The 20975-nt window shown below is 65.6% G+C and carries 17 protein-coding genes and 1 tRNA gene; 8 read left to right on the top strand and 10 right to left on the bottom strand.

Annotated features, from left to right (window positions below; all coding sequences use genetic code 11):
* Positions 1 to 106 precede the first annotated feature (106 nt).
* Positions 107 to 592 carry an Lrp/AsnC family transcriptional regulator gene (locus CTP10_RS16780; RefSeq protein ID WP_116320045.1) on the bottom strand — a complete coding sequence of 162 codons (486 nt, stop codon included), beginning with the start codon at positions 590 to 592 and terminating at the stop codon, positions 107 to 109.
* 183 nt (positions 593 to 775) lie between these two features.
* Here CTP10_RS16780 and phhA point away from each other — a divergent pair, with 183 nt between their 5' ends.
* The 4 genes from phhA (at position 776) to CTP10_RS16800 (ending at position 4792) form a co-directional block, all read left to right on the top strand.
* On the top strand, positions 776 to 1696 hold the full coding sequence (gene phhA, locus CTP10_RS16785; RefSeq protein WP_411860312.1) for a phenylalanine 4-monooxygenase: 921 nt from the start codon (positions 776 to 778) through the stop codon (positions 1694 to 1696).
* Between the two features lie 196 nt (positions 1697 to 1892).
* Positions 1893 to 2198 carry a 4a-hydroxytetrahydrobiopterin dehydratase gene (locus tag CTP10_RS16790; RefSeq protein WP_116320047.1) on the top strand — a complete coding sequence of 102 codons (306 nt, stop codon included), beginning with the start codon at positions 1893 to 1895 and terminating at the stop codon, positions 2196 to 2198.
* 158 nt (positions 2199 to 2356) lie between these two features.
* Entirely contained in the window at positions 2357 to 3061 is a 705-nt protein-coding gene (locus CTP10_RS16795) for a response regulator transcription factor (RefSeq protein WP_022537042.1), read from the top strand.
* Between the two features lie 72 nt (positions 3062 to 3133).
* On the top strand, positions 3134 to 4792 hold the full coding sequence (locus CTP10_RS16800) for a sensor histidine kinase (protein WP_116320048.1): 1659 nt from the start codon (positions 3134 to 3136) through the stop codon (positions 4790 to 4792).
* 13 nt (positions 4793 to 4805) lie between these two features.
* On the opposite strand, the gene CTP10_RS16805 is transcribed toward CTP10_RS16800, so the two are convergent.
* Positions 4806 to 5309, bottom strand: coding sequence for an SET domain-containing protein (locus tag CTP10_RS16805; RefSeq protein ID WP_116320049.1), 504 nt, complete (start codon positions 5307 to 5309; stop codon positions 4806 to 4808).
* A gap of 1045 nt (positions 5310 to 6354) precedes the next feature.
* Between CTP10_RS16805 and CTP10_RS16810 the strand changes: the two genes are divergently transcribed.
* Both CTP10_RS16810 and CTP10_RS16815 read left to right on the top strand, forming a co-directional pair.
* Positions 6355 to 6633, top strand: a complete 279-nt coding sequence (locus CTP10_RS16810; protein ID WP_012354324.1) for an HU family DNA-binding protein — start codon at positions 6355 to 6357, stop codon at positions 6631 to 6633.
* A gap of 250 nt (positions 6634 to 6883) precedes the next feature.
* Complete coding sequence (locus tag CTP10_RS16815; protein ID WP_116320050.1) at positions 6884 to 7882, top strand: DUF2272 domain-containing protein; 999 nt, start codon at positions 6884 to 6886, stop codon at positions 7880 to 7882.
* A gap of 78 nt (positions 7883 to 7960) precedes the next feature.
* Here the strand turns inward: CTP10_RS16815 and dinB are convergent, their stop codons facing one another.
* The 4 genes from dinB to ltrA all read right to left on the bottom strand — a co-directional run bounded on the left by dinB (position 7961) and on the right by ltrA (position 13244).
* Positions 7961 to 9040: a DNA polymerase IV gene (gene dinB / locus CTP10_RS16820; protein WP_116320051.1), complete on the bottom strand. Its 1080-nt coding sequence runs from the start codon at positions 9038 to 9040 to the stop codon at positions 7961 to 7963.
* A 47-nt stretch (positions 9041 to 9087) separates the two neighbouring features.
* Positions 9088 to 9990, bottom strand: coding sequence for an EamA family transporter RarD (rarD, locus tag CTP10_RS16825; protein ID WP_116320052.1), 903 nt, complete (start codon positions 9988 to 9990; stop codon positions 9088 to 9090).
* 119 nt (positions 9991 to 10109) lie between these two features.
* Positions 10110 to 11246: a TRAP transporter substrate-binding protein gene (locus CTP10_RS16830; RefSeq protein ID WP_116320053.1), complete on the bottom strand. Its 1137-nt coding sequence runs from the start codon at positions 11244 to 11246 to the stop codon at positions 10110 to 10112.
* A 285-nt stretch (positions 11247 to 11531) separates the two neighbouring features.
* Positions 11532 to 13244 carry a group II intron reverse transcriptase/maturase gene (gene ltrA, locus CTP10_RS16835; protein WP_116320054.1) on the bottom strand — a complete coding sequence of 571 codons (1713 nt, stop codon included), beginning with the start codon at positions 13242 to 13244 and terminating at the stop codon, positions 11532 to 11534.
* Positions 13245 to 14552: 1308 nt separating this feature from the next.
* On the opposite strand from ltrA, the gene CTP10_RS16840 reads away from it, so the two are divergent.
* Positions 14553 to 16460, top strand: coding sequence for a carbohydrate porin (locus CTP10_RS16840; RefSeq protein ID WP_233528157.1), 1908 nt, complete (start codon positions 14553 to 14555; stop codon positions 16458 to 16460).
* Here CTP10_RS16840 and CTP10_RS16845 read toward each other — a convergent pair.
* Positions 16444 to 17211 (bottom strand): aquaporin, encoded by a 768-nt coding sequence (locus CTP10_RS16845; RefSeq protein WP_116320055.1) that lies wholly within the window; start codon positions 17209 to 17211, stop codon positions 16444 to 16446. The two genes, CTP10_RS16840 and CTP10_RS16845, sit on opposite strands and share 17 nt — an antisense overlap.
* A 372-nt stretch (positions 17212 to 17583) precedes the next feature.
* On the opposite strand from CTP10_RS16845, the gene CTP10_RS16850 reads away from it, so the two are divergent.
* Positions 17584 to 19365 carry a diguanylate cyclase gene (locus CTP10_RS16850; RefSeq protein WP_116320056.1) on the top strand — a complete coding sequence of 594 codons (1782 nt, stop codon included), beginning with the start codon at positions 17584 to 17586 and terminating at the stop codon, positions 19363 to 19365.
* A gap of 7 nt (positions 19366 to 19372) precedes the next feature.
* Here the strand turns inward: CTP10_RS16850 and CTP10_RS16855 are convergent, their stop codons facing one another.
* From CTP10_RS16855 to CTP10_RS16865, 3 genes are all read right to left on the bottom strand, one after another.
* Positions 19373 to 19837 (bottom strand): hypothetical protein, encoded by a 465-nt coding sequence (locus CTP10_RS16855; protein WP_116320057.1) that lies wholly within the window; start codon positions 19835 to 19837, stop codon positions 19373 to 19375.
* 273 nt (positions 19838 to 20110) lie between these two features.
* Positions 20111 to 20186: transfer RNA gene (locus tag CTP10_RS16860), tRNA-Phe, on the bottom strand.
* Positions 20187 to 20246: 60 nt separating this feature from the next.
* Entirely contained in the window at positions 20247 to 20957 is a 711-nt protein-coding gene (locus CTP10_RS16865) for a response regulator (protein WP_116320058.1), read from the bottom strand.
* Positions 20958 to 20975: the final 18 nt, after the last annotated feature.

Here is a 20975-nt window from a genome sequence, read left to right on the forward strand (position 1 = left end):
GCCATCCTCCCTTTTCCGCCACTTTGTGGCACCCGGCGAGGGTGACACGCACGCCACAGGAGTGCAAGACCGGCACGCAATCCTGCAAGGCGTCCCGGGAAAAGATTCAACGCAGGTGCGACAGCGGCAGCGCCCCCTCGCACTTGATCGCGGTCAGCACGATATTGGAACGCACGCTCTCCACGCCGGGCACCCGCATCAGCCGCTTCATGGTGAATTCCGCCAGCGTCGGCAGGTCCGGCACGACCACGCGGATCAGGTAGTCGGCCTCACCCGCCACCGAATAGCACTCCTGCACCTCTTCCAAAAGCAGGATTTCCTCGCGGAAGCGCTCGACGATGGTGTCCCCGTGGTGCGCCAGCTTGACGCTGATAAAGACCAGCACGCCCAGCCCCAGCGCCTGCGTCGACAGGCTGACACGGTAGCCGGTGATGACGCCGTCGGCTTCCAGCCGCGCCAGCCGGCGGCCGACCTGGCTCGGCGACAGGTGCACGCGCTCGGCCAGCTGCTGGTGGGTGGCGCGGCCGTCGGCCTGCAGCGCGGCAAGCAGGGCAAGGTCGAACTGGTCGAGTGAGACGCTTTGGGCAGTCATACACAAATCCCGCATTCCTTGATCGTATGGCGCACATTACATGCACGCCACCTCCAAAACAAGCCGATATTGCGGCCTGCATGCAGCACGCAATCCATAAACTACGCAGTAAATCCGCATTCAAGCTGCCTGCGCCGCAGCAAACCAACAAATCCAGGAGACAAACCCATGTCCACACCCGCCATGGCCGCCACCGAAGCCCCCGCCGCCTTCCAGGGCACCCTGACCGACAAGTTGCGGGAACAGTTCGACGAAGGCCTGCTGTCCGGCCAGTCGCTGCGCCCCGACTTCACCATCGCGCAGCCGGTGCACCGCTACACCAGCACCGACCACGCTATCTGGCGCAAGCTGTACGAGCGCCAGGCGGCAATGCTGCAGGGCCGGGTCAGCGACGAATTCCTGCAAGGACTGGCCACGCTGGGCATGGAAAAGGACCGCGTGCCGGATTTCGGCCAGCTCAACGAAACCCTGATGCGCGCCACCGGCTGGCAGGTGGTGGCCGTGCCCGGCCTGGTGCCGGACGAGGTGTTCTTCGAGCACCTGGCCAACCGCCGCTTCCCGGCGAGCTGGTGGATGCGCAAGCCCGAGCAGCTGGACTACCTGCAGGAACCGGACTGCTTCCACGACGTGTTCGGCCACGTGCCGCTGCTGATCAACCCGGTCTTCGCCGACTACATGGAGGCCTACGGCAAGGGCGGCCTGAAGGCGGCCGGCATGGGCGCGCTGGACATGCTGTCGCGCCTGTACTGGTACACGGTGGAGTTTGGCCTGATCCGCACCGGGCAAGGACTGCGCATCTACGGCGCGGGCATCCTGTCGAGCCAGGGCGAATCGATCTACAGCCTGGATTCGGCCAGCCCGAACCGGATCGGCTTCGACGTGCGCCGCATCATGCGCACGCGCTACCGCATCGACACGTTCCAGAAGACCTACTTCGTGATCGACAGCTTCGAGCAGTTGTTCGACGCGACCCGTCCGGACTTCGCCCCGCTGTACCAGGAACTGCGCGCGCAGCCAACGCTGGGCGCCGGCGACGTGGTGCCGGGGGACCAAGTGATTAACGTCGGCACCCGCGAAGGCTGGTCCGAGACTGACGACATCTGAGCGACGCTTTTTGGGCGACGCTTTTTGAGCAACGATTTCTGAGCGAAGACGAACGCCGGGGCGCCTGCCCCGCTTCCCGCTTTGTGAAACAATGCCGGCATGCCCGCCGCCACGGCGCGGGCGGGCCGGCTATCCGCTTTTGCGGCGTCCCCGGACGCTGGTTGCTGTTTTCCCCAAGACCCAGATCGAGCCCACCATGACCCCTCTGTCCCCGCAAGCCCGAGCCACGCTGCTCGCCGAACTGCCTGGCTGGACCACCGTCCAGGACCGCGACGCGATCTACAAGCGCTTTACCTTCCACGACTTCAACGCCGCCTTCGGCTTCATGACGCGCGTGGCGATCCAGGCTGACAAGGCCGACCACCATCCCGAGTGGTTCAACGTCTACAACCGCGTCGACATCACGCTGTCGACCCATGACGCCAACGGCCTTACGCAGCGCGACATCGACCTGGCCCACTTCATCGAGCGCGCCGCGGCGGCGCTGGTAGTGCCGGAATAAGACCCGGCAGACCCGGCGCGGCGGCAGATATCCGGGCGGATGTAGGCAAACCGTAAGGAAGCGGCCGTCCGCGCCTAGTACAATCTGCGGCAGGCCCGCACCTGCGTGTGCTGCATGGGCCCTCCTCCAGCCATGCCCAACCTCCTGCCCGAGCCGCCATGCGTATCCTGCTGATCGAGGACGACCGCCAGATTGCCAGCGGCGTCGAAGCCGGCCTGTCCCGCGCCGGCCACCAGGTACGCGTCGTCCATGACGGCGTCTATGCCACCGAACACCTGCTGCGCGAGCAGCACGACCTGGTCATCCTCGACCTGGGCCTGCCCGGGATCGACGGCATGACCCTGCTGGCGCGCTACCGCGCGCGCAACCGCACCACCCCGGTCATCATCCTGACAGCGCGCGACGAGCTGGAAGACAAGCTCTCGGGCCTGAACGCCGGTGCCGACGACTACCTGATCAAACCCTTCGCCCTGCCCGAGCTGGAAGCGCGCGTGCGCGTGCTGCTGCGCCGCAGCCAGCATGGCGAAGCCGCGCCCGAGCGCGACGTGCGCCTGGGGCGCCTGCGCCTGTCCGGCAACGATCGCCGCATGTTCATCGACGCCCGGCCGCTGGAGCTGTCGCCGCGCGAGTTCGCGGTGCTTGAGCTGCTGCTGCAGCGCCAGGGCCGCGTGGTCAGCAAGGCGCAGCTGCAGGACCACCTGGCCACCTTTGCCCACCCCGCTGGCGAAGGCGGCGACACCGTGGGTGACACCGCGATCGAGGTCTACGTGCACCGCGTGCGCAAGAAGCTCGAGGACAGCGATGTCGAGATCGTGACCGTGCGCGGCTTCGGCTACCTGCTGCAGAACCGCGCCGGCCAATGAAACCGTTCCGGCCGCTTGCGCTGCCCGCGGCGCGGCCCTGACCCTCGGCCCTGATCCTCTGCCCAGCCGGCAATGTGGCCCCGCTCCCGCACCTCCTCCCGAGTCTCATGGCGCACTGCCTCCCGCATCGCAACGCGGAACGTGCTGCCAGCTTCCGCCGCGGCTGACGGCAGCGGCGCCGCGCCCGCCTCGGCACGCCAGGCCACCCGCCCCGGCTCCAACATCAGCCTGCGCGTGCACCTGCTGCGCGCGCTGGCGACCCCGCTGTTCGCGCTGGTACTGACCAGCGGCTCGCTGTCCTACTGGCTGGCGGCGCACTACACCACGCAGGTATTTGACCGCGCGCTGTACGGCGTGGCCAACAACATCGCCCAGCAGATCCGCATTGCCGGCCCGCGGCTGGAGCAGGACATTCCGATGATCGCGCAGACGCTGGTCGAGGCCGAGGGCACCGACCGCATCTACTGGCGCATCCACGGGCCCGACGGGCTGATCGGCGGCATGGACACGTGGCTCGGCTACGGCACCGGCCAGACCACGCTGCACGACGCGCGGCTGTTCTACGCCTGGTTCAGCGGACGCCAGGTGCGCGCGGTGCGGCTGCCGGTGATGCTGCCCAGCGCCGCCGTGGACGAGCTTGGCACCAGCGAGGCCGGCAAGCCGGCGCGCGGGCCCATCGTGATCGAGGTGGCCGAGCTGCTCGACCGGCGCGAGACCGCTGCCAACGAGATCCTGCTGTCGGTGTCGGTGCCGCTGATCCTGCTGCTGCTGGTCGGCAGCCTGATCCTGTCGCACGTGCTCAAGGAAGAGCTGGTGCCGCTGCAGATCCTGGCCGACAAGCTCAACCGGCAGACCGCGCGCTCGCTGGCGGCGCTGGACGAGACCCAGGTGCCGGCCGAAGTGGCGCCGCTGATCCGCGGCCTGAACGGGCTGCTGGCGCGGCTGCGCGACGCCCTCGACGCGCAGCGCAAGTTCATCGCCGATGCCGCGCACCAGCTGCGCACGCCGCTGACCGCGGTCAAGCTGCATGCCGACCGCGCCGTGGAAGCCGATTCGCCGGAAGTCGCCCGGCATGCGCTGCGTGAAGTCCAGACCGCCGCCGACCGCGCGGTACGGCTGTCGAACCAGCTGCTGTCGCTGGCGCGTGCCGAGCCCGGGCTGTCGCTGGAGCGGCTCGGGCCGGTGGAGCACTTCGACCTGGCCGAGCTTGCCTTCGAGATCGGCGCCGAATGGGTGCCGCAGGCGCTGGCGCGCCGCATCGACCTGGGTTTCGAGATATTGCCCGGACCGACTTTCACCGGCAGCACGCCCGCGGTCGTGCGCGGCAACCGCCTGCTGATGCGCGAGGCGCTGTCCAACCTGATCGACAATGCGGTGAAGTACGTGCCGGCCGGCGGCCGCATCACGGTGCGCGCCGGCGGCGAGGCCATGGGTCACCGCGGCATGGCGGTGGTGATGATCGAAGACAACGGGCCCGGCATCCCGCCGCAGCGGCGCGAAGAGGTGTTCAAGCGCTTCTTCCGCGGCGATCGCGCGGCCCAGAGCGGCGGTGCCGGCCTGGGGCTGGCCATCGTGCATGAAATCGTGACCCTGCACCAGGGCACCATCCATATCGAGGATGTGCCGCAGCAGCCGGCCAGCCCACAGGGCGCGGACGGCAAGCCGGAACGCAGGCCGACCATGCGTTTCGTGATCCGGATCCCGTGCGAGCCGGCAGGCTCGGCCGGCTGAACCGCTTCCGGCCTTACTTTTTCTTTTTCTTGTCCTTCGGTGCCAGCATGGTGCCGCGGCATTGCGGGCTGCCGCAGCGGCACTCGAATTCCTTCTTCAGCTTGGCGGTATAGCGCGCTTCGATCACCAGGCCGTAGTCATAGAACAGTTCTTCGCCCTGGGCGATATCGCGCAGCGCGTGGATATAGACGCGGCCCTTCTTCTCGCGCGCCTCGCAGTTGGGCTCGCAGGCGTGGTTGATCCAGCGCGCGCGGTTGCCGCCGAACTTGGCGTCGATGACGCTGCCATCATCCAGGCTGAAGTAGAAAGTGTGGTTCGGATCGCTCGGATCGTGCGGATGGCGCTCTAGCGCCTTCTTCCACGAGATGTGCTCGCCCTTGTATTCGATCACGCGTTCGCCTTCGACGATGGGTGCGATCGCGTAAACGCCCTTGCCGTGAACGCCTGACTGGCGCACCTCGATGCGGTCGCTCGCTGTCTTCTTGCCCGCTGCCTTGTGCTTTGCCTTGTCCGCCATTTGCCTTTCCGTGCGTGTCGCTTGCCTGTGCCGGCCGTTCCGGCGCGATCGGCATGATACCGGCGCGGCTGCGGCACGTATACGTGATCCCCGTGACCCCGGGTTAACCACTCGCGCCCCCTCCTGGGGGGGTATACCAGCCAACCATGTATACCTCGCCGATGTGGATAACCCCGTCTCCATCTGTGGAAAAGCACGCGGATTCGATGTGGGCTGCCTGGGGCTGGCATGGGGATGCCTCAGGCATAAGTCCGGGCGTTTACCAAACCACTTCATCCGACAGGCTGATTCATCCACTGCGACCAACATTGGATGCGACCACTTCTCGTTTACGTAAACCGTTGAAGACAAAGACGTTTACGTGGTTTTCCACAGACGGAGACGGTGCTTATCTACTACCACTATTTGTATACATGAAAGAAAGATGTAAACCGAAAGACGAGCCCAGGGCGGCGGCAAGGGTTCGGCGTAAACCGGAGACAGCGGAAGGCTTAAGGGAGAGGGACGTATACGCGGGTTTGAATTGCCCGCGGGGATGGGCTGCCGGAATTCATGCATGCATGAGCCGAATACCGGGCTTCGCAGACACGGACTTGCCGCTATTCCGATATGCAACATAGTGCAGTTGAACTACGCGGGCTTTTGCGCGCCTGCAGGCGCGTTTACGTGCGAGAGGCTTCCCTGGCCCTAAGCTGGCATCCCAGAGTGTCTGTAAACGCCTCTAAAGCGCTTCTGGGGCGTATACGCCCCACCGGCTGACTTCCTGCCTGGCAGCATCCTGCGCAGCGCGTGTGGCCGCCCCGGCGCTCGATGAGAGGCGTTTTCGTCGCAACGGCAGTGTCCGGAACCCGCCTCGCCGGCGCTTCGATTTGCCGCCAGCCAAGGCCTGATGCGGCCTCGCGCAAACCCGCAGGTAACAATCTGTTCCCGGTGCGCCTTGTCCGACACGGTATCATGTGGCCCGCGGCGTCTTGCCGGGGCGGTGCCAGCCTGGCCTCCTCCGACCGGGACGCCTGTGTTTTATCAACTCGATACGGAGTGAAGCATGACGAAAACCGAACTGATCGACGCTATCGCAGCCGGTGTGGACGGTCTGACCAAGGCCAAGGCGGAACAGGCACTGAACGTGACCCTGTCGGCCATCATGGACGCCGTGGCAAAGGGCGATACGCTGAGCCTCATCGGCTTTGGCACGTTCAGCAAGGGCGAGCGTGGCGAGCGCATGGCGCGCAACCCGCGTACCGGCGAAGAAATCAAGGTGGAAGCCGCCAAGACCGTGAAGTTCAAGGCCGGCCAGAAGTTCAAGGACGCTGTCAACCAGTGAGCCTGACGGGCTGCACTGCACGGCCCGAGTTTGTTTGACCCCGCCATGCCGCCGCCGGCCGCAAGGTTCGACCAGGGCGCAGGCGCGCGCCAGGCGGGGGACGTTATCCACAGCATGGATCGACGTTTTCTGCAGTATCCGCCGCTTCGCTGAAGCCATCGCTGCAGCGGGCGCGCGCCAGGTCTTCCAACAGGCGTCCAGCCAAGGCCGATGCAGGGCCGGACGGGGCGCCGAGCCATGTGGGGCTTCCATGTTTGCCCGTCCATCGCGCCGCAGATCTCCACAGCGTTATGCACAGCGCTTTCCACAGCGGATTCCACAGGTTTCTCCACAGGCAATTTGCGCCGCCGCGGCACTGGCGCTGCTGAGCGCCTGCACCACCGTCAGCGAACCCGCGCGTCCGCAGGCACGCCCGCTGCCCGATAACGAGCGGCCAGTCACCACGCCTGGCGCTACCGCGCGCGAGCGCATCGTCGAGATCGCCACGCAGGAATGGTCACGCTGGGGCGGACAAGTGGTACGGCTCGGCCGCGACGACAGCGCCTGCGTCGCTTATAGCCCGGTGCCGGCGCCCGAGCTGCCGCCTGCCTTGCCCGAACCGCCGGAGGTGCAACCCGATGCCCAGGCGAATACGGGAGCGCCCCCGGCCAGCGGCACCAGTGCCGACACCGACAACCAGCACTCGCAACTGCCCCGCGCCGATTGCCTGTCCTTCCCGGACGGCACCGGCATGGAGGCCACGCCGCTGGGCTGCACGCTGGCTCGCCGCTACTGGGGCATCGTCGGCGAGGCCCCCACCTGCCGGCAGGTCACGCAAGGCGCGTGGGCGTGGTCGGCGGTGTTTATCTCATGGGTGCTGCGCAAGGCCGGACTGGACGAGCAGCAGTTCCTGACCGGCCAGTCACATTCGATGTATGTGGTCGACGCGCGCGACGGCGTCCTGACCCGCCCCGCTTTCCGCATCGAACCGGTGCCCGCCTTGCCGCGCCCGGGCGACATCATCTGTTCCGGACGCGGGCGCGAACGCTACCTCGAAGATGTGGGCGAGATCGGCTTCGGCACCACGCCGATGCATTGCGACATCGTGGTGGCAGTCGATCCGGCGGCGCGGGTGGTGCGTGCGATCGGTGGCAATGTCCAGCAATCGGTATCGCTGGAGGAAATCGAACTGGGCGATTCCGGGCGGATCGACGGCGTAACGAACTCGCATATGCCGTGGGTGCTGGTGATGCGGAACAACCTGCAATAGGCCGACTCTTTATTGGTGCGAGTAATCGACTTGAGGAAAGAGTGCGGGTAATGATTATTCGCGTAAATAATTCTGGCGTCAGTCGAACAGTTCCAGCTGCGACTGGTCCCGGTCACTGGTCGCCACCCCAACCCCCAGCAACCGCACCGGCAGCCCGCGCCGGGCGTGGCCCTCGGCCAGCAGGCGCGCATAGATGGCGCGGTCCGGCGCATGGCCACGGCATTCCACCGTGGTCTGGCGGAAGTCGGAGAAGCGCAGCTTGACTGTGAGCTTGTCGATGGTGCCGTGTGCCTGTGCGCGCGCAATACGCGCCTCGAGCATTGCGATCAGCGGCTCCATCTCGGCGAGGCATGCCTGCAAATCGGGCAGGTCGTCGGCATAGGTCTCCTCCACGCTGATCGACTTGCGCTCGCGCTCGGGTGTCACCTCGCGCTCGTCCACGCCGCGGCAAAGCTTGTAGAGCCGCGCCCCGAACGCGCCGAATTCCCGGTGCAGCCGGTCCGGCGACCACGGCCGCAGGTCGCCGCAGGTCTGCGCCCCCAGGCGCCGCAGCTTGGCCGCGGTGACGTTGCCGACCCCGTGGATGCGATCGACCGGCAGCGCGGCGACGAAGGCATCGACCGCTGCCGGGCGGACCACGAACAGCCCGTCGGGCTTGTTCCAGTCGCTGGCGATCTTGGCGACAAACTTGCTGGGCCCCACGCCGGCGGAAACGGTTACACCGACCTCGTCGCGCACGCGCTGGCGGATTTCTTCGGCAATGCGGGTGGCGCTCCCGGCGTGGCGCGTGCAGAGACTGACGTCGAGGTAGGCCTCGTCCAGCGACAGCGGTTCGACCAGCTCGGTGTATTCGCGGTAGATCGCAAAGATCTGGCGCGATACCTCGCGATATTTGTCCATGGCCGGGCGCAGGATCAGCAAATCCGGGCAGCGCTTGACTGCCTGCGCCGACGCCATGGCCGAGCGCACGCCGAACGCGCGTGCCTCGTAGTTACAGGTGGCGATCACTCCGCGCCGGTCGGGCGAGCCGCCCACAGCCATCGGCCGGCCGCGCAGCGACGGGTCGTCGCGCGTCTCGACCGAGGCGTAGAAGCAGTCGCAGTCGCAATGGATGATCTTGCGCTGGACCGGGGGCGTGGCATCAGGCGGCGCGGACATTGCCGGGCACCAAATTTATCTACGTGAAGAATGAACTATTAATCGTTTTATATCGATTCATTAGTCGCCCGGATGGATTCCGCCTTTTGCCGGCTGTTCATCCACAACCCTTCCGCCGCATACAGCGCCAGTGAAATCCAGATCAGCGCATAGCCGGCCTGCTTCTGCGCGGGAAACGGTTCATGCCAAAGCCACACGCCCAGCAGCAGCTGCAGCGTTGGCCCGGTGTATTGCAGCAGCCCCAGCAGCGACAGCGGGATGCGCCGCGCGCCGGCGGCAAAGAACAGCAGCGGCACCGCCGTCACCGGCCCGGCCGCCAGCAGCAGCAATTGCGTACCAGGCGCTGCGTGGGTGAAGCCATCCTGCCCCGTGGTGAACAGGTAGGCCAGCGCCGCGGCGGCGAACGGGAACAGCAGCAGCGTCTCCAGCGACAGCCCTTCCAGCGCGCCCAGCGCCCCGGTCTTGCGCAACAGCCCGTAGCCGCCGAAGCTGGCCGCCAGCCCCAGTGCGATCCACGGCAGCTGGCCCGCCGCCACCGTCAGCCACGCCACCCCGGCCGCGGCTACCGCGATCGATAGCCACTGCACTGGCCGCAGCCGCTCGTGCAGGAACATCACGCCCAGCAGCACGCTGAACAGGGGGTTGATGAAGTAGCCCAGGCTGGCGTCGACTACCCGATTGGCCGACACCGCCCAGATATAGAGGAACCAGTTGGCGCACAGCAGCGCCGCGCTGGCGCCGAAGGACAGCAGCAGGCGCCGGTCCTTCAGCTGCCCAAGCCAGGCCCACTGGCGCCGCCAGGCCAGGATCAGGCCCAGGAACACCAGCGACCACACCATCCGGTGCAGCAGGATCTCCATGGGCGCAATGCCGGGCAGCGACTTGATGTAGAGCGGGAGCAGCCCCCAGATGACATAAGCCAGGAGCGCGTAAAGGATGCCGATTTGCATAGGGAATTCCGGTCGATGCCGGCGATTCTACCGGCGCTGCGTCAACCGCGCCGGGCAACAAAAAACCCCATGCCTGACGACAGGCATGGGGTTTGTGCCCGGCACCGGCCGGAATGTGCTTAGAGCTTGCGCGCGAAGCTGAACTGCGAGAATGCCTGCTCGGCCACGTTGAACCAGGCGGCCTCGTTGTTGCGGAACACGCGCCAGTCGTCGTAGATCTTCTTGAACGACGGGTTCTTGGCGGTCTCGTCGGCGTAGGCTTCCTGGGTCGCCTTGAAGCAGGCTTCCATGATTTCCTTGGAGAACGGGCGCAGCTTGACGCCGTTTTCCAGCAGGCGCGCCAGTGCCTGCGGGTTGACCGTGTCGTACTTGGCCATCATGGTGGTGTGGGCCTCGATGGTCGCCGTTTCCAGCGCGCGCTTGTACAGCGCCGGCAGTTTCTCGAACTCGCTGGCCGAGGCATAGAACGACAGCTGCGCGCTGCCTTCCCACCAGCCCGGGTAGTAGTAGTACGGCGCCACCTTGTAGAAGCCCAGCTTCTCGTCATCGTACGGGCCCACCCACTCGGCCGCGTCGATGGTGCCCTTTTCCAGCGCCGGGTAGATGTCGCCGCCGGCGATCTGCTGCGGCACCACGCCCAGGCGCGACAGCACCACGCCGGCAAACCCGGCGATACGGTACTTCAGGCCCTGGAGGTCGGCCACGGTCTTGATTTCCTTGCGGAACCAGCCGCCCATCTGCGCGTTGGTGTTGCCGCCCAGGAAGTTGACGACGTTGTATTCCTTGAAGAACTCGCGCATCAGCTTCATGCCGTTGCCTTGCAGCATCCAGGCGTTCTGCTGGCGCGCGGTCAGGCCGAACGGCACGGTGGTGTCGAAGCACAGCGTCGGGTTCTTGCCGAAGTAGTAGTAGCCGGCCGTGTGGCCAAGCTGCACGGTGTTGTTCTGCACCGAGTCCAGTACCTGCAGGCCCGGCACGAGCTCACCGGCCGCGAAGACCTTGATGTTGAACTTGCCGTCGGTCAGTTCCTTCACGCGCGCCGACAGCAGCTCGGAGGCGCCGAAGATGGTGTCGAGCGACTTGGGGAAGCTCGAGGCCAGGCGCCATTCCACGGCCGGGTTGCTGCCGACCACGGCCGGTGCTGCCGGACCGCTGGCGGCGGCCGGCGCCGCCTTCTCTTCACCCTTGCCGCACGCGGCCAGTGCCCCGGTGGCGGCAACGGCCGACGCCTTCAACAGAAAGGAACGACGTTCCATCTCTACTTCTCCTCTTATAGATTTTGGTTCGGACGCAAGCGCGCGGCTCGCTTGGTGCCGGCGCCGGACCGTGACGCACATGCCGCCGGCGATCGTGTCGATGGACGGCCTGCGCACGCTGTGCCTGTTGCGAACGGGCACGGCGGCGTGCCCTGCATGGCCGGGACATCAGTCGCACGGCGAGGGCTGTCTTACCCGAAAGAGTAGGGTAGGGACGAAGGTCATTACTGACCTGTCCCCCCCTAGGAACCGTACGTGCGAGTTTCCCCGCATACGGCTCGAGTCTCAACTAAATGCCCCTTCGGACACCGGCTTCACAACAGTTCTACCTTGGTGATGCACTTGCTTGTGACAGTTCGGATGCAGCAGCACGCGATTCCCTAGAGCATCGGAGCCCCCGCGTATGCGAGGTTCGATGTGATGATCTTCCCATCCTGTTTCCTTGGTTATCTTGCACTGACACACTGCGCACAAGCCTTGCTGGGATAGATACAACTTGATCCACTGCTTCCGGTGCGCCATGTTTTCCAACATACGCTCCTGTCGCAGCTTCTCGCCGTACCGTTCCTGCGTTGGATCGAAGGGATTGTAATCCCCCCGAATCTTCTTGTGCCGCCGGATAGGCGTACCCGCGAGCGAGTACAACTCCGTCCAACCTACACTGCCGTTGCCGCTCACGAACTTGGTTCCAAACACCCAGTTTCGTTCGCCGACGGTCGCAAAGTATTTCCTACGCACCCATTCGACGGACTTATGTGGATGTCGCCGCTTTGCCCACCGTCGCAGAGCATTAAAGATTTCATGCTCCACGCGGGCGAACACCGCTTTCGCCACCACCGGACTGTGATACTGTGCCCAGCCCCGTAGCATCGGGTTTAACAGTCGAATTAAGTCCGACTGCTCCACCGTCTTGTTGGTGCTGATGACCGCCTTTACCTTGCGATAGAACGCTTGCGCGTTTTTCTTGCTTGGCTTTATGAGCAGGGTTCCCGAGTACTTCCGGAAATTCCACCCTAGGAAGTCAAAGCCATCAGTGATGCTGACGATCCGCGTTTTCTCCGTAGACAGCGACAGCCCCCGTACTGCAAGGAACTGTTCTACCCACGGCTTCACTTCGTCCTCTAGGACCTCCGGCGTATCACCGGTGATGACGAAGTCGTCCGCGTAACGCACAACGTTCACTTTGAGCCTTTTCGCCTTGGTCGCTCCCAACTTCGTTCTGAGGAACTCGATCAGTTGCGTTTCCAAGCCGTTCAGCGCCACATTTGCCAGAGTCGGGGAAATGATGCCTCCCTGCGGTGTTCCGGCTTCGGTCGCCTGAAACTGGCCCTGAAATACCACGCCAGCTTTCAACCACTTGCGCAGGATTGCTTTGTCCATGGGGACATTGCTCTCCAGCCAGTCGTGACTGATATGGTCAAAGCATCCTTTGATGTCTGCTTCCAGTACCCATTGAGCCGAGGCCTTCTGAGATAGGGAAACAAACAGCTGGAACATGGCATCCGCGGTAGAGCGGTTGATCCGAAACCCATAGGAGTTCGGATCGCTCGTTCCTTCGGACACCGGTTCCAGCGCCAGCAAATACAGCGCTTGCATGGCTCGGTCCAACATGGTTGGAATGCCCAGAGGGCGCTCCTTCCCATTGGCCTTGGGGATGAAAACCCTCCGTAATGGCAAAGGTCTGTACCCCCGGCGCTTCAACCTCCCAATGGCTTCCCACCGGGCTTCAGGCGTTGTCCACTTTTCGCGATCGACGCCTGCCGTTCGCTTACCTTGGTTCATCGTCACTCGTCGTACCGCCAGTGCTTTGGCGGAGAACGAGCGGGTCAGAGACCGTTGCAGGGCTTTCACCCTACGCCAGTCCCCTTCCTGTGTCGCCTTCGCAATTCGAATCTGCATTTCTCGAACGTTCCGCTCCACGCGGCGCCAATTAATGGCGCCCCAGGTTTGCGGCACGCCGGAGAGCGCAGATTCATCCTTGCGGATCAATGCTTCCATGCTGCTCTCCAATCTTGAGGATCTCCCCCAACATCAAGAGACAGCACGCCCCTTGAGGGACGTGTTGCCCCTCAAGGGAAGAAAAATTTAAACAAGCGAGATCAGTCAGCCGTCCTGCGACGATTGACCAGTTGGAAGTCTGCCCGCTTTCGCGTGGGATGATGTCTCAACCCCTATCCGGACCATTACAGCCCGGCATTCGCTTTTTCCAACCTCCCATACCCGCACAGCCAACAGCGTTCCTTGCGGTTCGCCTGCCTGAGCCAAACTGCGCTCCGGCAGCCATACGGGCTTACCACGTTCCCTGCGCATTACACGACTGGGTTAGGGTCTGCCTTTCCGCCGGTGGTCATCGTGGCGACGTGTCCCAAGGCTTGAGTAGGACAACCGACCACACACCTTTTGGTTAATGCCTAGCAGCAGCTTTGGCATCTCAATCGTTACGACGTTTATCAGCAGTTCACTTACGTTACCCATACCAGTCAGCCTAGCGCCTCAACCCCGTTGCTGCTCGGAGCCTCCACCATCCTGTCTCGCGACCTGATGGCACCCTTTCGGGGGCTACATTGTCAGGAGAGCTTCACACCCCACCGTTACCAGTGACGCATGTCTCCCTAGGCTACTGCTAGTCGCATAGCAGGTTCTCTATCGTGTAACCCTTTCGGGCATATCCGACCGAACCATAATGCACAGAGCTACCGCTCCGGGACCTCACTTACCTACCGCTGTGCTCCTATGCAAGCGAGCGCTTGACGGCATCGGTCGCTCTTGCGAGCGCTGGCTGCCGTCCCAAAGAACGTAGCGCCGTTCCATCCAGAACGGTTTGAATGCTATGTTGCGGCGATACAACGGAATCTCCGCTGTTTGGCCGCATACACCCTCCGTTAGGGGGATGTCTACAGAGAACTCGCCCAAAGGCGAGCGTCCCCGCCCTTGGGCAATGGCTGGAAACCCATCCAGCAAAAAAGCAAGCTGCAAGTCGGCCAGCGTTCCGGCTTCCTCACAACACATCGGACTCCCCTCTGGCTGTTCGGCCGGGTTCGTCTAAGCAAGTAATGGTCGAGATTGGACGGTTCAGGCCGAGGCCCTCCCCTTGTCTCGACAAAGGTCGATGCTCCTTACGTTGGAGCTACCCGGACACGAGAATGCGTGTCGCACCAAGCCAGCCGATTATAGCGGTGGCCCTTTCGGCACGGGGCATCGCGCCACTGCGGGTTTTCGCTAGTCGATTGCGACAGCCGGCGTGTGATTTTCGCATTGTGAGACGGCCAACACTGTGATGGATTTTGTAACCCGGCTTGCGGTCAAATGGACCGGCTGATAAAAAAACAGTCCCCGCCATCGGCGGGTTTGTTCGTTCCGGCGGACCGTTTTGGTCGCCTGGAATCGTTATTCGCCTTGTTGCCTGTCTTGCCGTTCGTCTTGCTGCCCACCTCCTGCCGGCTTACCGCCGCCCTGCCTTGCCCGAGCCCTGCCGCCGGGCCGGGCGGCTTGCCCGTGCGCCGCTTCGGCTTTGCCGTGCTGGCCGCCTGGGGGCTGGTGGCGTGCGCGCAGACCGGCGGGCTGGTGGCAGTGGCCGCAAGCGACGGTACACAGCCGCCGCGCATTGCGCACCGTCCAGCGGTGCCGCCTGTGGTGCTGGCCGCGAATGCGACGGAGGCCCCCGGCCAGACCACCGGCCAGCCTCCCGCTGCGGGCCAGGACGACCCGCTGGCGGCGCTGATCGCCGGCAATGCAGCCCCGGCGGCTGGCGTGACCGTACCCGCCGCAGCGCCCGCCCCGGCCGGTGCCGAGACTGCGGCGGCGACGCCCGCGCCGTCCGAGGGCAGCCCGCCGGCGACTGTTGCCGGCACCAGCATGGCTGATACCAGTTTCGTGGGACCGCCTGAGCCGCCCGCGCCCTCGCCTCCGCCGTTGGTGCTGTTCCCGCCCCGTCTGGGCGAATTCCAGGCCGATCCGCCTGCACAGCGGGCAGCGGCCAGGACAGATGCGCCGGCGGAAGCACCCGCGGACGCGTCGGCCGCCAATACGACCCAAACACCTTCCGAAGCGCCGCCTGTGCTGCGTTCGCAACTTCCAGCCGATGATCCCGCGGGCGACTCGGTGTGGCGGCTGAGCTACAGTGGCCGCGCCGCGGCCGAAGAGCGCCCCGCCACCATGCGGGCCTGTCCGGGCGGCGCGCTGTCGACCGGCATCGGCAGCGGCCTGGCCTGCCGCAGCGCCGGCGAAGTGAAGATCCGCGAATCGGTGCTCGACCTGGACGGCGGCGCCCAGGTGATGCTGATCGCCCAGGCGCGTGGCACCGATGCCACCACCGTCAATGGCCGCCCAGCCGCGATCGATCCCTACGCGCTGGTGCCGCAGTTCTATACCGCCGTCAGCGGGCTGGCGGTGCTGGACGGCGCCACCATGTGGGCCGGCCGGCGTGACAATGCGCCGTTCCTGATGTCGTCCGGCCTGCTGCCACCCAATTCCACGGCGATGCGTTTCGGCGTCGACAACGCCAAGGTGATCGGCGACATCGGGCTGAGCTACCAGTACACCGCGCGGGCCGACCAGAATGGGCAAAACCTGCCGAGCTACCACTCGGTGCGCACCGCGCCGATCCCGACCAACGACAAGGGTTCGGTGCAGCTGGGCTTCACCCGCGTCGAAGCCCAGCCGATGGTGGAAGACACCGGCGGTGCATGGTGGGCGTCGGCGCTGCATGAGCAGAAAGGCGTGCTGTACGGGACCAATCGCCTGGGCATGCAGTTCGGCTCGGGCTCGCGCAATGCCATGACCGGCTATACCGGCATGGGGCCGTCGCTGTCGCGCATGCGCGTGGCGGAATCGATCGAATGGAAAGGCCGCTCGGGGCTGGGCGGCGCGGTGGAACAGAGCCTTCAGTTCGATCGCTCGCCGGTCGGCACGCTACAGTGGACTACCACGAGGGTGCGTCCTTCCTATGTGGCGAGCGACCAGTTCCGGCTGAACTTCGAGGTCTCGCACGACCAGATTTCGTCGGGCTTCGGCGTCGGCGGCCAGCGCACCGCGCTGACGGTCGCGCCCACGCTGACGCTGGGCAAGTCGGCTGGCAACGCCAACCTGCGGGCGTTCTATACCTACAGCCGCGCCAGCGATGTGGACGGTATCGGCTATACGGCGCCGGCCGATGCGTGGGCGTCGCAGGCCAGTGGCTCGATCTTCGGCGTGCAGCTCAATCGGCGCTGGTAGCGCTGGTCTGCCAGCCGCGCCGCGATGAAGCGCTGGTCGTTGCGTTGTCGGCGTTAGCCGGCTTTGACGCATTCGTCGCGCCATCGGCCGCCACCGGCTTGCGGCACAGCCAGTGGAACACCAGCGTCGCCGCCAGGCCGCCGCCAAGCTGCGCCAGCACGAAGCCCGGCACATCGATCGGCCGGATCCCGGTGAAGGTATCGGTCAAGGCGCAAGCGATGGTCAGCGCCGGGTTTGCGAACGATGTCGACGACGTGAACCAGTAGCCCGCCGTGATATAGCCCGCCACCACGAATGGCACCAGCTGCGGCCGGCTGCGCATCGTGCCGATGCCCACGCCGACCAGCCCGAAAGTCGCCACGCATTCGCTCCACCACATCGACGCCCCGGTACGCGCCTGGCCAGACCACGCCAGCGCCGGCTCGCCGAACATCGCATGCGCGGCCAGCACGCCGCACACGCCGCCCGCCAGCTGCACCAGCACGTAGCGCAGCGCATCGCGCGGCGACAGCGTCCCCTGCACCAGCGCGGACAGGCTCACCACCGGGTTGAAGTGCCCCCCGGACACCGGCCCCAGCGAGACCAGCAGCGCCACCAGGCCGGCGCCGGTGGCCAGCGAATTGGCCAGCAGCGCCAGCGCGGTATCGCCCGCGGCAAGGCGCTCGGCGCGGATGCCCGAACCCACCACGATCGCCACCAGCAGCGCCGTGCCCAGCCCTTCGGCCACGAGGCGGCGGGCGCGCGTACTCATCGCTGCGCTCCGGCGCCGGCGAGGTGGCCGGCAGGCACGCGCAAGGTAGCGGCAACGGGTGCGGGACGAGCGGGGAAAGCGTGCAGCGGCAAGATCGGCAACGTCGCCTGAGACGACGCCTCATACGGTGGGATTCAGCGGGGCAAGTCCCGCGCGGCAAGGGCCGGCGCGGACGCGACAGTGTTCCGCCGGCGGCAGGGAGCGTCAATGCGCGGCGGCTTTGTTGTGTGCTGACGCCGGGTATCGAATCGACACCGTAGGTCGGCTCTCGTCTACACTAAGCCAGTCCGCACGGCCAGCACATCGACATCGCGCGCCTGGTCGCCGGCATGCGACGCCCGACCCCTGACCGCACCGACAGGAGCCCGCCCCATGTGGCGACGTTTGCTGCCGCAGCCGCGCTGGCTGCCCCGCCTTGCCGTCATGCGCCCGCAACGGGTCGTGCTGGTTTGCTTCGGCGCGGTGTTCCTGATCACACTGGTGGTTGCCGCGCGCGAGCTGTATCTGGTGCGCGAGCGCGTCATTGGCGAGCGCCAGCATGCGCTGGTGCTGCGTGCGCTGGGTGTGGACGCAATCCTGTCCGCCGAGCGTCGCCGCCTGTTCTTCCTGCGCGACTTCGCCGAGCACCTGTTCGCGCTGCACGCCAATGTCGGCACCGCCGATGCCGATATCGAGCGCGCCTACGCCGCCCGCAATGACGAGGTCTGGCAGTTGCCCCTGCCGCGTGGCGATGCGCCCCTGACCGGTGTCAGCCCCGGCAGCCTTGCCGGTCTGCAAGGGTTTGCGCGGCGCGATGCCGACCTGAAGGCCGATCTGATGGTCGGCCGCACGCTGAGCCAGCTGCTCGGCCTGGGCCTGCGCGGGGACCTGATCCAGGGCAACGCGCTGTTCATCTCTTCCAATGGCTTCTTTGCCATCTATCCGCAGCAGGATCCCGCCAGGGCCGCCCGGCTCATGCAGCGCTTCGACAGCATGGATTACTACCGTGGCCACATGCCGGCGCAGAACCCGACCCGTGCCATCCATTGGGCGCCGCTCTATACGGAGTTCGAGGGCGCACGCGTGCTCACCACGATCAGCATTCCGGTCTACGCCGGCAGCCAGTTCCGCGGCGTGATCGCCGTGGACGTGGCGCAGCAGCGCCTGCACGACTTGCTGGGGGCGGCAAGCGCGCCCGGCACGGTGCAGTACATGGTCAACGTGCACGGCGACGTGGTGTCGTCATCCGGCAGCGGCTTCTCCACGCTGCAGAAGTGGCCCGAGGCCGTGCCCGGTGACTGGTCGGGTTATCGCGTGGCGGACCTGTTCGCGCGGGGTTCGGGCGTGCTCAGTCACCACGGCGACCTGCTGTTCTTCCAGCGCGCCGGGCAGAGTCCGTGGCTGGTGGTCGACGTGCTGCCCTTGTCGGCGATCGTGCCGGCGATGTTCAGCCAGCTGAGCGGGCCGCTGCTGATCGTGTGGCTGCTGTTGCCGCTGCTGCTGTGGGTCACGATGCGCGTGGTCACCCAGCTGTTCGACCATTACCTTGCGCTGGGCGAGAAGCTGCAGGAACTGGCGCAGCAGGACCCGCTGACAGGCCTGGCCAACCGCCGGCATTTCCGCGCAAGCTTCGGGCGCGAAGCCAGGCGCCAGCAGCGCGGCGGCACCGCGCTGTCGCTGCTGATGATCGATATCGATTTCTTCAAGAAGGTCAACGACCGCTGGGGCCATGCCAGCGGTGACCGCGTGCTGGGCACGCTGGCGCAGGCCCTGCACGGCACGCTGCGCGCCTTCGACCTGCCCGCTCGTCTTGGCGGCGAGGAGTTCGCCGTGCTGTTGCCGCAGACCGCGCTGGGCGATGCGGTGCGGATTGCCGAGCGCCTGCGCGAGGCCATCGCCGGGTGCAGGGTGGAGGCCGAGCCGGAAGCCGAGCCCGAGGCCGACCCCGCGCTGCGTGCGGGCGACGCCGGAACCGCGGGCCCCGAGCGCGTGATCCGCTTCACGATCTCGATCGGCGTGGCCGAATCGCCGGCCGACGCCCCGCTCGCGCTCGACGCGCTGCTCGCCATTGCCGACCGTCGCCTCTACGATGCCAAGACGCACGGGCGCAACCGCGTCGTCAGCGACGACGGGCTGCATGAAGGCGAAGCGGAGAATACGGAGCCGGCGACCTGAACGCGCGTCAGCGCAACAGGAACGCGATATCGTCGACGCCGATCTGCGATACCGGGATGCCCCTGCGGCGCTGGAACAGGATGTGCTGCTGCACGCGGCTGCGCTGCTCGGCGAATACCGCCGGATCGATCGGCGTACCCAGGCGCATGTAGTGCTGCACCAGCAGCTTGTAGGCGCGATGGCGCACCTGCATGGCCTCGGTCTCGGCACGCAGCCGCCGGATCTCGGCCGGACTGCGGTCCACCGCCTGGTGCAGTTCGTCGACGGTGCGGGCGTGGAGTTCGCGATAGACATCGCGCTCCGCCTCGGCATGGTGCAACGCATCGCGCAACTCGCGGATCTTGCGCTGCAGTTTCAGCGTCTGCGTCACCGCCTGCTGCATCTTGCCGGCCGCGCCCAGCGCCTGGCTCGCCGCGGCCATGGTGCTTTTCCACAGGCCGCGCTCGCCGGCCGTCCCGCTCAACGTATCCATCTGACCCCCGGTAGAAAGGACTGCCCTGGGCCGGATACCGCATTGTTCTGCAGCCGAGTGCGGTTCGCCGGCGCGCGACGCGCTGCCAGGTGGCAGGGCATCACGCAATCCTAGAGATACCTATAACGGGTGCCAAGTAGAAGATATTTACTTCTGGATTGGGTGTTGCGTGGCGAGCAAAGACATTTGATTTGATGCCAGTGTGCCGGACAAATGATGGGCACGGCGCCCAAAGCAAAAAGCCCGGCTGCAAGAGCCGGGCTTTTTTTGTTCTGGTGGCCTGGGACGGAATCGAACCGCCGACACAAGGATTTTCAATCCTCTGCTCTACCGACTGAGCTACCGGGCCAAAGAAGCGAAACTATAACCGTTGATTTTGACGCCGTCAAGCGTCATCTGCATCACTGGCTCATTGCTCTGCCGGTTCGGGCTTGTTGCGGCCCAGTTCAACGCCGAGCTGCTTGAGCTTGCGGTACAGGTGGGTGCGCTCCAGCCCGGTCTTCTCGGCCACGCGGGTCATGCTGCCATGCTCGCGCAGCAGGTGGTACTCAAAGTAGGCGCGCTCGAACAGGTCGCGCGCTTCACGCAGCGGCATGTCGAACGAGAACTGCATCTCGGCCTCGGGCACGCGCGCCGGGCTGCCGTTGGTGGCGGTTTCGGCCGCGGCTTCCGGTGCGGCGGTGGCGTTGGCGGAGTCCACCGACGGCGCGCTTGCCGGTGTGGCGGCAGTGGCGGGGACGCTGCGCGGACGTTCGATGCCGCGTGCCAGGCCCTGCTCCACCGCCGACAGCAGCTTTTGCAGCGCGATCGGCTTTTCCAGGAAATTCAGCGCGCCGATCTTGGTGGCCTCGACCGCGGTATCGATGGTGGCATGGCCCGACATCATGATGACGGGCATGCTCAGCTGGCCCTGCGCGGACCATTCCTTGAGCAGGCTGACGCCATCGGTATCGGGCATCCAGATATCGAGCAGCACGAGATCGGGCGTGCTCGCCACGCGGTATTCGCGCGCCTGTTGCGCGTTTTCCGCGAGTTCGACCACGTGGCCTTCGTCGCTGAGGATCTCCGAGAGCAGCTCCCGGATTCCCATTTCGTCATCGACTACGAGGATGGTTGCCATACTTCCCCTCTTAAACCC

The organism is Cupriavidus sp. P-10, from assembly GCF_003402535.2.
In the GTDB taxonomy this organism is placed as follows: Bacteria; Pseudomonadota; Gammaproteobacteria; order Burkholderiales; family Burkholderiaceae; genus Cupriavidus.